Source organism: Bacteroidales bacterium, from assembly GCA_041671145.1.
In the GTDB taxonomy this organism is placed as follows: domain Bacteria; phylum Bacteroidota; class Bacteroidia; order Bacteroidales; family JAHJDW01; genus JAQUPB01.
Genome location: JBAZBZ010000007.1, coordinates 93,189 through 106,442 on the forward strand (window position 1 = coordinate 93,189; position 13,254 = coordinate 106,442).

Annotated in this window: 8 protein-coding genes; 3 read left to right on the top strand and 5 right to left on the bottom strand. The window is 29.1% G+C overall.

Annotated elements, in window-relative coordinates; genetic code table 11:
• Positions 1 to 59 precede the first annotated feature (59 nt).
• Positions 60 to 2,102, top strand: coding sequence for a tetratricopeptide repeat protein (locus tag WC223_04255; GenBank protein MFA6923447.1), 2,043 nt, complete (start codon positions 60 to 62; stop codon positions 2,100 to 2,102).
• A gap of 5 nt (positions 2,103 to 2,107) precedes the next feature.
• Positions 2,108 to 3,658, top strand: coding sequence for a phospholipid carrier-dependent glycosyltransferase (locus tag WC223_04260; protein MFA6923448.1), 1,551 nt, complete (start codon positions 2,108 to 2,110; stop codon positions 3,656 to 3,658).
• A gap of 12 nt (positions 3,659 to 3,670) precedes the next feature.
• On the opposite strand, the gene WC223_04265 is transcribed toward WC223_04260, so the two are convergent.
• The 5 genes from WC223_04265 to WC223_04285 form a co-directional block, all read right to left on the bottom strand.
• Positions 3,671 to 4,876 (bottom strand): hypothetical protein, encoded by a 1,206-nt coding sequence (locus WC223_04265; GenBank protein MFA6923449.1) that lies wholly within the window; start codon positions 4,874 to 4,876, stop codon positions 3,671 to 3,673.
• A gap of 24 nt (positions 4,877 to 4,900) precedes the next feature.
• Complete coding sequence (locus WC223_04270) at positions 4,901 to 7,333, bottom strand: YfhO family protein (GenBank protein ID MFA6923450.1); 2,433 nt, start codon at positions 7,331 to 7,333, stop codon at positions 4,901 to 4,903.
• 14 nt (positions 7,334 to 7,347) lie between these two features.
• Positions 7,348 to 8,133: a glycosyltransferase family 2 protein gene (locus WC223_04275; GenBank protein MFA6923451.1), complete on the bottom strand. Its 786-nt coding sequence runs from the start codon at positions 8,131 to 8,133 to the stop codon at positions 7,348 to 7,350.
• 25 nt (positions 8,134 to 8,158) lie between these two features.
• On the bottom strand, positions 8,159 to 9,040 hold the full coding sequence (locus tag WC223_04280) for a glycosyltransferase family 2 protein (protein MFA6923452.1): 882 nt from the start codon (positions 9,038 to 9,040) through the stop codon (positions 8,159 to 8,161).
• 89 nt (positions 9,041 to 9,129) lie between these two features.
• Complete coding sequence (locus WC223_04285; GenBank protein ID MFA6923453.1) at positions 9,130 to 10,500, bottom strand: radical SAM protein; 1,371 nt, start codon at positions 10,498 to 10,500, stop codon at positions 9,130 to 9,132.
• A gap of 380 nt (positions 10,501 to 10,880) precedes the next feature.
• On the opposite strand from WC223_04285, the gene recQ reads away from it, so the two are divergent.
• Positions 10,881 to 13,079, top strand: coding sequence for a DNA helicase RecQ (gene recQ, locus WC223_04290; protein MFA6923454.1), 2,199 nt, complete (start codon positions 10,881 to 10,883; stop codon positions 13,077 to 13,079).
• Positions 13,080 to 13,254: the final 175 nt, after the last annotated feature.

A 13,254-nucleotide genomic window follows, 5' to 3' on the forward strand; every position in this document is an offset into this window, starting at 1 on the left:
ACGACTGTTTTTAATTTAATTTATTTAATTGAAAAATTTAACTTTGCAAAAAAAAGAGCATGGAAAAAAACAAAAAAAATATTATAATATTGGCAATTATATTTGTAATTGCGATTGTAGTAACCTATTCAAATCATTTCAACAATGGGTTTCATTTTGATGATTCACATACGATACAAAATAATATATATATAACTAATATCAATAATATTCCCCTGTTTTTTAAAGATGTTCGGACTTTTAGTTCAATACCTTCACATTGGGGTTACCGTCCATTAATTACTACAACGTTAGCGATAGATTACTGGCTTGGCGGTGGATTGAACCCTTTTTATTTTCATTTTTCTACATTTATGTGGTATGTTTTAATGTGTGTTATTTTATTTTTTGTTTATAAAAATATATTAAATAAGTCAATTAATCACAAATGGACTGGTTATATGGCAATTGTTTCTGTTGGTTGGTATGCTTTGCATACTGCAAATGCTGAAACAATAAATTATATTATATCAAGAACAGATGTTTTGTCAACGCTGTGTATTGTAGCATCATTGTCGATATTTATTTCATATCCAAATCTCAGAAAAAAGTTTATTTATATTATACCGGCTGTTATTGGAGTTTTCTGCAAGGAAACTGTTTTGGTGCTTCCTTTAATTTTGTTTTTCTATATTATTTTATTTGAAAAAGAACTATCGCTATACGATTTATTTAAGAATAAAAATTTTAAAATAATATTTAAAACTATTTTAATAATTGTTCCGTTATTAATTTTTGTTCTGATTTTTCAAATTTATACATTAGCGAAAACACCTCCAATACAAGGATTATCAAATCCTGTTTTTTATTACATTTTAACTCAAACATATATTTGGGTTCATTATTTTATTACTTTCTTTCTGCCTTTTAATCTTAGTGCAGATACCGACTGGGGAGTAATAACAAATATTTTTGATGACAGAATAATTGTAGGATTGATTTTTATTGGATTATTAATTTTTACAATATTTAAAACATCTCAAAAGAAAGAAACAAAACCAATAGCATTTGGTTTGCTATGGTTTGCACTTGCATTATTACCCACATCAGTTGCTCCGTTGTCGGAGGTAATGAATGACCACAGGATGTTTTTCCCATTTATAGGACTCGCTTTCAGTGTTGTGTCGTGCATGAGTTTATTATTATTAAAATATGAAAATTTAATTGCCTCTAATAAAAAATATCAGGAATTGATTTATATTATTGTTTTTGTTGTATTATCATCTTATGCTTATGGAACGTATCAGAGAAATAAGGTCTGGAAAGATGAAGAATCTCTTTGGCATGATGTTACTATAAAAAGCCCTATGAATGGAAGAGGTTTAATGAACTATGGCTTAACACAAATGGGAGCTGGCAAATATGATGTGGCATTGTCATATTTCGAAAAAGCTTTAATATATAATCCTTATTATTCTTTGCTGTATATAAATCTTGGAGTTCTTAAAAATGCCATGAATAAACCCGCCGAAGCAGAAGAATATTTTAAAAAAGCAATTACTTATGGCATTGGCGGGCATGAGCCGTATTATTATTATGCTAACTTTTTATTCCAGCATAACAGGATAGGGGATGCAAGACAAATGGCAGAAAAATCTTTAAGCATAAGTCCTGATTTTATTCAAACAAGATATTTGCTTATGAATATGTACAATGAACTTGGTTTGTGGGATAATCTGGGAACATTGGTTGAACAAACTTTACAAATAGTACCTAACGATGCTGTAACATTGAGCTACTTGGAAGCAAGCAGAAAAAAAATGACAAAGATTGATGAAAGTATGGAAAATGCAAAGAAAAACCCAACACCCGAAAATTATTTAAGCTTGAGTTTGACATATTATCAAAAAGGATTGTATGAAAAATGCATTGAAGCATGCAATGAGGCATTGAAATTAAAACCCGATTACTCCGATGCCTATAATAATATATGTTCGGCTTATAATGTACTCGGTAAATATGATGAAGCAATTAAAGCATGTGAAAAAGCAATAAAAATAAAGCCCGACTACCAGCTTGCAAAGAATAATCTGGCATGGGCAAAAAGCCAAATTAAAAAATAAAAATATTGACTGATGTAAATTTTTATAAAAAATATAATTTCGTTATTCCATTTCTGTTATTTCTTTTTTTGTTTATTAATGGAGCAATAGGAATTGATTTCGGCTATCACTGGGATGAAGAAATTTTTGTTGAGCAGGCAAGTGACTCATTTAATTCAGGCGTTTTTTTGCCACACTTATATATTTATCCTTCATTTTGTTATTATTTAGTTGTTTTTGCAGGCGGGATTTACAAAATATTTAACAGCGAAACCCCAATTAATGCACTTTTATTAAGTTCTGATTTTTATGTTTTCATAAGATATATTTTTCTCTTCATCTCTTCTTTGACGGTAATATGGGTTTATTTGCTGACCTTAAAAATTACAAAGAAAACTTTTATTTCTCTTTTTGCGGGATTATTGTTTTGCTCTTCATTTGAATTCTGCTATCATTCGCGATGGGCAGTTTCGGATTGCATTGCCGTGCAGTTTGCATTTCTTTCAACTCTGATTTTATTTCTCGATACCAACTTTAAAAGAAAAATAATTTGGAGTTCGCTTGTGGCAGGTATTGCGATTGGTACAAAATACACAGCCGGAATTGTTTGTATTAATATTTTGTTTTACATATTTTATGATTTTTTTAATAAAAAAGAAGCGGAAAATTCAATTAAAGAATTATTAAGGTTTGTTGCTTTTTGTTTTATCGGTTTTATAATAACTACACCGGGAGCAATATGTGAACCATTTTTATTTGCAGGTAGCTTAATACATCAAAAAAATATTTATTCTACCGGTCACTATGGATATACAATTCAAAGCGGATTTCCTCATTTTATGAAAATAATAGAATATGTAGTATTTGTGCTATTTTCTGACATGTCTTTTGTTTCAGTTTCGTTTTTTATTTTAATGGTTTTAGGAATAATATACATTATATCTAAAAAAGAACTACATGTTGCTGTTATGTTTGCAACAATGTTGATATACATAATTTTTATATCAACATTCAAAGTAATGATTGTAAGGAACCTTTTATATGTTTTTCCTGTTTTTATTGTTGTAGCGGCACTCGGATTTGATTACCTCTTAGGTTTAATACGGAAACAATATGTTTTTATATTAAAATTTGTATTTGTTATTTTTATTGGGTTTTCAATAATTAGCGTTGTAAGTTCATCAATTAGCATATATAATAAAAATAAAATTGATTATGCTCGTGAAGTTAAAAATTACATTTTAAAAAATCCGGATAAGAATTTTATTTTTTCACCACAAATTTCTTCTTTAATTAATATTAAAAATTCAAATGAAATAATTTTAAATAATTCATATTTGATTTTTTTAAAAGATGAAATTTCTTGCGATAAATATATTGCAAACAAAAGAAAGCAGTTCGAAAAAGTAATAGGAGTTAAAGATATTAACCTTGATTATTACCCGACTTGGCTGGGTTCAAATAGAATTATAATAATGAAAAACGATAAAAGCAATTATGTTGAAAAATTAAAAACAGTCATTTTTCAAAAACAAAAGGCAGAAGGAAATATTCAAGATAAATTATCAAAAAAATGAGATTGAATGAAATCAATTTTTAAATTTAATGGCTTCCAAGCATTCATTATAACAATTCTTTATTAATTGCTTTATTTCATTTTTGTAAAGTGCGTGAATTAAACTAAATAAAAGCAATAACACAAAAATGTAATATCCATATCCATACCTATCAATAATCATATCCGTTATTTTTTGATTAAAACTTTTTGAAGCGAAAGTATAGTGTAATTCGCACCAATCAAATGTCAGAAATAGCAGTCCCCAAATATTGAATAAAATGCTATAAATATTTGGATAAAAGGCAGTAAATAATAGTGGAATTACTAAATACTGATTTGTTATTGCCGAAGAAAAAACAAAAATACACAAAAGATAAAATAGAAAACTTTCGAAAATATTTCTTTTCCTGAAGCAAATTCCGCATATTATCACTGCCACAAAGAAAAACAAACGTGGTGCAAATTCAGTCATGTTGATTAAAGAAATAATCTTATTTATTAAAGTTGAATTTATAAATGCATTATAAAAAGGAGCATTATTAAAAGAAGGATAATTAAAAACATTTTGTTTTATACTTTCATATCCTCCGTTGGGCAAAAACGGAACAAACGATAAAAGAAACATTGAAAAAGGTACAATTATAAATATTAGTTTTTGATTAATTTTGTTTGTTTTAAAAAACATCCATATAGGGAAAAAAATAAAAATATGTTTTGTTACCAATGACAATCCTATAATAGCGGAGAAAACAAAAGTTTCCTTGATTGACATATTTTCAATTTTTTTATTTCTTCCCACATAAAAAACCGCAAGCAAAGCAAATAAAATAGCCAAATTATCAATTTGGCAATGATACCCGCTAATAATAATTGATATCGGAGAAAACAGAAAAAATAAAGAAGCAAAATAATTTTTTCTTGTAAATACTAGAAAAGCAATTAAAACATCAATCAAAGAAAGAAAAAGAGACATTTCATATCTGAAATTAAAACATAAAGATTTTATTCCTCCTAAAATGAAATATCCTATCGGAGCGTAGTTGCTAATTTTGGGAATTTCGGTGTAAAAATTTTCTCCTTTTAAAGCAGCAGTTGCAGACATGTCAAGTGTTTCAAAATCCAAACTGTGTCCCCTGAGTGAACATAACATACGAATAGCTATTGCCAATAAAGCAAAAAAGCAAAATAAAATGTTTTTGTTCTTTGAATCAATATATGAATTTATTTTTTCTATCAAAACTAATGGTTCTTTATTACTGAATTAACTGTGTTTTTGCCTTCTTGCGTGTTTTATGAAAACCAAAGAAATAAAAAGAGCAATTGCAATTAAAGAGATTATTCTGCTTAAATGAAAATATAAAGGAGTAAATGAAAGTTCAACAATATGATTTCCTTTATCAACTATTAATCCTGTAAATCCAATATTTGTTGTCACTGGTTTTACGGTATTTCCATCAATACTTACAGACCATCCCTTATCGAAAGGAATTGAGAAAAATAACATTTGCTTTTTGCTAAGTGAGATTTTTCCTTTTATGTTATTCTGGCTATATTCACTAATTGCTAACGTATCTTTTTTGAGATTAGCAATATCGTTGCCATAATCCTGCCATGAATAAAATTTAGCGGTATCTTTTAAATTAAATTTTTGGAAAGCATTCATGTTTATAGTGTCTTTTTCTTTTATTACAAATGCTTTATACAATACAATACCTTTTTGCTGTACCGATAATTTTTTGAAATTTTTATCGGTAATATAACTATTATAACAAAATCCCAATGGAAGAAAATATTTGTTTTTATATATTGAAACATATCCGAAACTCGCAATTGAATCATATCCATAATTAAGCACAAAAGGTTTAAGTGTTTTGGATAAAGAGTATTTTATGCTTGCAAAGCCATGAAGTATATGATTGTTTGTTAAACCCCTGTGGCAGCGTGTAAGCCGTTCATCACGCCCATCAACAATATTCATCTCAACAAGAAATTTAATGTAATTCGTCTGATTAAATGAATGGTAAGATGGAGTACTTTTAAAATTTTGAATTTTAGCTTCGTTAGCACTATAGCTATAATCAATCACGGGTCCCGAAAAATAATCTTTATTTATTCTGTAAAAACTTTTATCAACAGTATTAAGATAAGTAACGGCATCATTTGTATAATCATTGTATCCTGTTTTCTCTTTATTTTCAGCTCCGGTTATAACAGGTCGGTCTTTAACAATAATACTTGAAAAGAATGATAGTTCTGTTAAAATAAATAATAATAATAATAATTGAATTATGTTTTTCGCTTTTTTAAATTGCAAAAGGAAAATTGAAATAGTATAAATCATTAAAAATACAACAACCGTATTTCTTAAATTTTCATTGAGATTTTTATTGTTTTGCAGGTATTCGTAGGGATAGCACAATATAATTAAAATAACTACAAGTGTTATTACTAATATTTTAAAATCTATTTTGGGATTTTTTATGATATAGTTTAATGACTTAATACTGAAAAATAATAACACTGCAACAACTAATAATGAGTATGCTCTATAATAATCACCGGTATATAGCCAGTATGTATATCTGAAAAATGGGAAAATTACAGGTATTATAATACCGGCAAGTAAAATTGAATATATTATTTTTTTTCTTTTATCTATGAAAATGAAAAGCTGTGGAATAAGAAGCAAGTTTATTAGTCCGCAATAAAATAATGGTGCTTCAAGGTAATTGTACCATCCTTTGAAATTACTGCCTGTACCCAGCAAGTCGCTGGAAAATAACCGCATTATGGCTGTTATATTATGTTTGTTGTCTTCAAAGCCAAAAATAGATTTTGAAATAAGCAGTTTAAAATATGAATTGTCTCCACTCACTCTGGAGCTGTCCATCATTTGTATTAGTTCGTTAATGAAAAAAAACGAACTCATTAATATTCCTAATAATCCTAATCCCGTTATTTTTAATAACAAAACAAAAATATTTTCATGCCGGCGTTCACTATCTTCAAGGTATCGGAAAACAATGTAAATAATTAAAAATAAACCATACAGATATAAATCAAAAGGTTGTAAAATTGCAATTAATGAAATGGCAATGGGAAATAAAAACCATTTGTTCTCCTGATATAATTTTTCAAAAGAGAATAATAAGAATGCCAGATATACGGCTTCTGTAGAAAATATATCCCAACAACCACCAAGTATTATGAAGCTTGAAAAGGAATATGAAATTCCGCCAATTATAGCAGGATATTCAGAGAGTGATAATTTTTTTAAAAACAAATAAAAGAAAATTCCTGCAAGAAAAATTTTTAAAATTTCTTTATATATTATTCCGTAACCGATATTGTTTCTTCCAAGAATAAATAAGAGTGCATTAAATGGGTCGGTAAAACTGAAAGGAAATATGTTTTGTCCCATGCCTTGATTAAATGACCACTTGGGAATACCTGTGTTTCTTATATAATCGGAAATATGAATACATTGGGGATAACTATAATTTATTGAATCACTTCCTATATCTTTAAATAAATATAATTTCTTAAAAAGAATAAAATCTTTAAAAACAATAAATACAGCAATTGCTATTAAAGAAATCAATATATATATTCCGTGCTTTTTGAAAATATTATCAATTGTATTTACAAAATCGCTTTCGTTTTTATTCTGAGTAATTTTATTTTTTGTATCCATTTTGACAATACTTTTTAAATGATGTTATCTTTATGGCTTTGAGAATAAACTCTTGAAATAAGTTTTCCGATATATTTTCCCCACATAATTTCAAACATTCGCAATTCTTCTTCAAGTCGTTTGTTCGATTTTATTTGTTTTAATGTTTCCATTTCTGCATGAATGCGATGCTTCATGAGCTTTTTATTTATGTAAATAAATGCGCCTTCATGTTTCGCCAGTTCTAACCACGCATACCAATCGGGATTTACATCAAACCCGGTGGAAAAAGAAAAACTTTTTAATTCTTCCATATTTAAAGTAACGGAAGGACAACAAATAGGGTCGCCAAAAAGCAAAACGAATTTCTTTAAAAATGTACTGCTAATTGTTGATTTAATAAGAAAAGGAAAAAGAAGCATTTTTTTTATTATATGATTTAAAGAAAAATCTCTGTCTTTGTTTTCAATCAAATCAATGTAATCTGTAAAAAAAATAAGAATTCTTTTTGCTGTATTATTTTTTTTAAAAATACTTTCAACAAAATCACTTTCATAAATATCATCCTGATGGGCTATTGTAATAAGCTTTGTTTTGGCTTTGGATAAAGCAAAATTCCAATCGTTGGCAATTCCGGTTTTTGATTCATTTATATAATAATCAATATTGTATTTTTTTGCAATGTTTTCGATGTGTTCCGAAGGAGTGGATGTTGTGATTATAATATTGCTTTTTGAAGTTTGATTTTTTAAATTTATAATACACTCTTCTAAGTATGGTGAATCTTTGTATGCCGGAATTACAAAAGTGTGGTTTTCCAATCGCTTTTATTTTTGTAGTTAAAAATTATTTTAATCTTTCTTTACGGAGCATTGAAAGCTGGTCGGCAATTAAGCCAAGGAAAAAGAAAAGTATTCCTGAAATTATTGTAATTATTGCTCCGTTACTAACACCACGTCCCATGATTAAAAAAGGTAATCCCCAGAGAATGCCGAAAACAATATTAATAAATGCTATCGGAAGAAATACTCTCATCGGATTGAAAAGCACAAGCACACTCAAAATAGCGAGAATTGTATTGAATGCAGTATTTGTTGAAATTGTACTTTTACCTTTTTCTCTTGCACGTATTTGTACGGGTTCTTCTAAAACAAGATGTTTCTGATTTAAAAACATCAAAGCAATAATATCACTGAAAGCCATTGTATCGGGGCTAAGCGGAATATATTTTTTCGCCAGCTCGGTATTGTATAATTTCATTCCCGAATTAATGTCGCGTATCGGAACTGTCATAACTAATTTTGCAAACTTTCTTATTATTGATTTCCCGACATGTCTGTAATAATTATTTATTTTTTCTTCTATTCTTGAACCGACAATCATGTCAGCATCACTTTCTTTCAGCTTTGAAAATAAGTTGGGAATATCCGAAGGATTATGCTGTCCATCGGCATCTATTGTAACTACATAATCAGTAGTTGCATTTAATATGCCGCTTTTTATAGCACCGCCATATCCTTTATTAACTTTATGATTTATTATTTTTATGAAATCTTCCTTATCAGAAAAACCTTTCAGGATTTCTTTAGTATTGTCTTTTGAGCCGTCATTTACTATTATTAATTTATATGAGTTCTTTTTGCAATTATCTATTACCTCGGGAATAAATGATTTTAATGATTCTTCTTCATTATAAGCAGGCATTATAATTGTAAGAGTGTTTTCCATTTGTTGTTTTTATTTATGCAAAGTTAACTTTTTTATAAAAAACATAATTGTCCTACTATAATAAATATTTCATAAACTTTAAGTACTTATTATACTTTTAACATTGTTTTTAATCCTCGAAAATAATATAAGAAATCGTTAAGTGTTTTTATGTTTTTTATTTTATTGAAAATATATAACGGGCGAAAATAAAATGAAAAATAGGCTTTTTTCATATATGAGTATAGTTTTTCAACAGGAATATCAGAAATACTTATTATTGGTTTGCTGCCCAGTGCATAAATACTTTTCGACCAATCGGCGGAAACTTTATTCTGCGATTTTGCAATTTCAAAAAGTTCGGTTCCCGGATATGCTGTGGCAATTGAAAACTGAGCGAAATCTACTCCTAATTTTTTGGATAATTTAATCGTTTGTTTTATGTCTTCTTCTGTTTCGCCCGGAATTCCAAACATAAAATATCCCAAAACTTTAATGCCGGCTTTTTTTGTGATTGAAACAGCATTCTCAATTTGTTCTATGGTAATTCCTTTTTGCAGTATTTTTAGTAATCTGTTGCTGCCCGATTCAATGCCATAGCCAATAAGATAACATCCTGCTTCTTTCATTTTCTTTAATAAATTTTCGTTTATCAAATTAACTCTTGTTTCGCAATGCCATTTTATTTTTATGCCCTTTTGAATAATTAAATTACAAATTTCCAAAACGCGTTCCTGATTGAAAGTAAAAGAATCATCGTAAAATATAATTTCCCTTATTTTATAATTGTCAACTAAAAATTGAATTTCGTTTACAACATTTTCGGGATTTAAACTTCTTATTTTTTTTCCTGTAATTGGCTTTGAGCAATAAATACATTTATATGGGCATCCGCGACTTGTAATCATTGTGGTGGCAGGCGACAGAATTGTTTTCATATAAGAACTATACTTATTAATGTCAATCAATTCTCTTGATGGCATCGGTAAAATATTTATGTCTTCAATAGAATTTTGAGGTGGATTATTTATTATTTTGCCATCTTTCTTAAAAGCTAATCCATCAATTTCGTTAACAGGTAATTTTTTTTCAAGGTTTCTAATTAAATCTCTCATCCTGAATTCGCCTTCACCCTGAATTACGTAATTAATAGCAGGGCATTCATTCATTAATTGTTCGGGCATTAGTGTTGCATGAGGTCCTCCTGCAATAATAAATATTTCGGGAAAGTTTTTTCTTATTGCAGCAGCCATATCCATTGCGCTATATACCTTTGGTGTTACAATAGAAATGCCAATTGCTTTAATTTCTTTTTCATTAATAAAATCAAACAACTTTTGATAATTCAGGTTTTCCAGATTGTAATCAATAATAGAAATGTTATGATTCTCTTTTTTTAATATTGCAGCAATATATAGAATGCCTAATGGCGGATTGACAAAGGTAACAGTACCCGGAGGATTTATAAGCAGAATATTCATTTTTTTAAAAAAGATTTTGATTTTATTTTTTTTATTGTTGATTTGAGGTAATAATATCAGGATGCTTATTTAATATGTATAATTCATAAACTTTGTGAAACTTTGAAATAACCTTTGTGCAATTTGATGGTTGAAATTTTTTACCACAAAGTAACACAAAGTAGAGCGAAGCTAAATAACGATTTGTAATATTTTGTGAATTATTCAAGTTAAAAATTATCAATCTTACATCTTACTATATAAATAAATCTAAAAAAATCATAAATAATATTTTTTAATAATATTTTTTAATTTATTTTTGATATTAACAAAAAATTTTAATTTTACAGTAAATATTAATAAAAGCAAAAGTAAATTTTTTTCATAAATAAATTAATTAAATGACAGTAAAACTTGAGCACCCTTTAAAGTATTATTTAAAGAAGCATTTTGGATTTGATAGTTTTAAAGGACAACAGGAAGCAGTAATTAAAAACCTGCTTGAAGGGAAAGATGCATTTATTATAATGCCTACGGGTGGAGGAAAATCAATGTGTTATCAATTGCCTGCACTGGTTGTTAAAGGAACGGCAATAGTTGTTTCCCCTCTGATATCTTTGATGAAAAATCAGGTTGACGCAATGAGGGGATTCGGCTCTGAAACCGGAATTGCTCATTTCCTCAATTCTTCGTTAACAAAAACCGAAATTGCCGAAGTGAAAAATGATTTGACTTCAGGTAAAACAAAACTTCTTTATGTTGCTCCCGAATCGCTGACTAAAGAGGCAAATGTAAAATTCTTAAAAACAATTAACATTTCTTTTTATGCAATAGATGAAGCTCATTGTATTTCTGAATGGGGACATGACTTCAGACCTGAATACAGAAGATTGCGTCCGATAATAGATAAAATAGGAAAGAAAGTTCCTGTAATGGCTCTTACTGCAACTGCTACACCAAAAGTTCAGCAGGACATACAAAAAAATATGAGAATGTTGAATGCAAGAGTTTTTAAGGCATCATTCAACAGACCTAATTTATATTACGAAGTTCGTCCCAAGCATAATGTAAATAAAGAAATAATAAGATACATTAAAAACAATATGGGCAAATCGGGCATAATTTATTGCCTCAGCAGAAAAAAAGTTGAAGAATTTGCCGAAACACTTCAGGTTAACGGAATCAGAGCACTTCCATATCATGCCGGACTGGAACCGGAAATCAGGAGAACTACACAGGATAAATTTTTAATGGAAGATATTGATGTGATTGTAGCAACAATTGCATTTGGAATGGGCATTGACAAACCTGACGTGAGATATGTCATACATTATGATATACCTAAAAGTCTGGAAGGATACTATCAGGAAACCGGTCGTTCGGGAAGAGATGATGGAGAGGGCGTATGTATAGCATTTTACAGCTATGATGATATTCAGAAACTCGAAAAATTTTCTAAGGGAAAACCTGTTGCCGAACAGGAAATCGCAAAACAATTACTTCTCGAAACGGTTGCTTATGCCGAATCATCAGTATGCCGAAGAAAACAACTTCTTCATTATTTCGGTGAGATATATACAGAAGAAAATTGCCAGAGTTGTGACAATTGCTTGCATCCGAAAGCAAAATTTGAAGGAAAAGAATATGTTGCTATTTTTATTGAAGCAGTTATTGCCGTTAAGCAACAGTTCAAAGCCAAACATATTATTAATATTATTATCGGAAAGAATTCATCAACTATAAAATCGTATAAACACAATAAACTTGAAGTATTCGGTAAAGGTGATGATAAGGACGAAAAATTCTGGAATGCTGTAGTTCGTCAGGCATTGATTGCTCGCTTATTATCAAAAGATATTGAAAACTACGGTTTGCTGAAAGTTACAAAAGAGGGAACGGAATTTTTGAAAAATCCGTATTCAATCATGCTTACTCATGACCACGATTATGAAAAAAGTGAAGAAGATGACTTTTTTGATGAATCCGGTGGACAGAAAACAAGCACTACCGACCGTACACTTTTTGCAATGCTGAAAGATTTGAGGAAAAAAATCTCAAAGAAAGAAAATCTTCCGCCATTTGTGATTTTTCAGGACCCCTCGCTCGAAGACATGGCAATTCAATATCCTATTACACTCGATGAATTAAAACAGATAACAGGCGTTGGTGTCGGCAAAGCAGCAAAATATGGCAAACCTTTTATTGAACTTATTGCCAAGTACGTTGAAGAAAACGAAATAGAACGACCTATGGATATGGTTGTTAAATCGGTTATTAATAAATCGGGACTTAAAGTTTTTATTATTCAAAGCATCGACAGGAAAGTTGCTTTCGAAGATATTGCAAGTGCAAAAGGAATTACGCTGGAAGAACTTTATAATGAACTTGAGAGCATTGTGGCTTCGGGAACAAAATTAGACCTCGATTATTTTATAAACAGGTATATTGATGTAGAACATCAGGAAAATATATTTAAATATTTTAAAACAGCCGAATCCGATTCAATAGAATTAGCTATAAAGGAATTGGGCGAAGATGAATACACTGAAGAAGAAATAAGAATTATGAGAATAAAATTTATTTCGGAATACGGAAATTAAAATAGTTTAAAGTTTAAAGTTAAAAAAACACAGTAGTTCCACTGAATAAATTTAATACAAGTTAGCTTATTTGAAATAAACCCGTAGGGTTTAAATGTTAATAGCCCCGTGCTTTAGCACGGGGTAAATAAATATCACGTGGTTAGCGTCGCAAGCAGAAAAATAAATTAATTGT

Bases quoted from the DNA above. Each gene is read 5' to 3' on its own strand.
- WC223_04255 (MFA6923447.1), top strand. From the start codon at position 60: ATGGAAAAAAACAAAAAAAATATTATAATATTGGCAATTATATTTGTA.
- WC223_04270 (MFA6923450.1), bottom strand. From the start codon at position 7,333: ATGGATACAAAAAATAAAATTACTCAGAATAAAAACGAAAGCGATTTT.
- WC223_04280 (MFA6923452.1), bottom strand. From the start codon at position 9,040: ATGGAAAACACTCTTACAATTATAATGCCTGCTTATAATGAAGAAGAA.
- WC223_04285 (MFA6923453.1), bottom strand. From the start codon at position 10,500: ATGAATATTCTGCTTATAAATCCTCCGGGTACTGTTACCTTTGTCAAT.
- recQ (MFA6923454.1), top strand. From the start codon at position 10,881: ATGACAGTAAAACTTGAGCACCCTTTAAAGTATTATTTAAAGAAGCAT.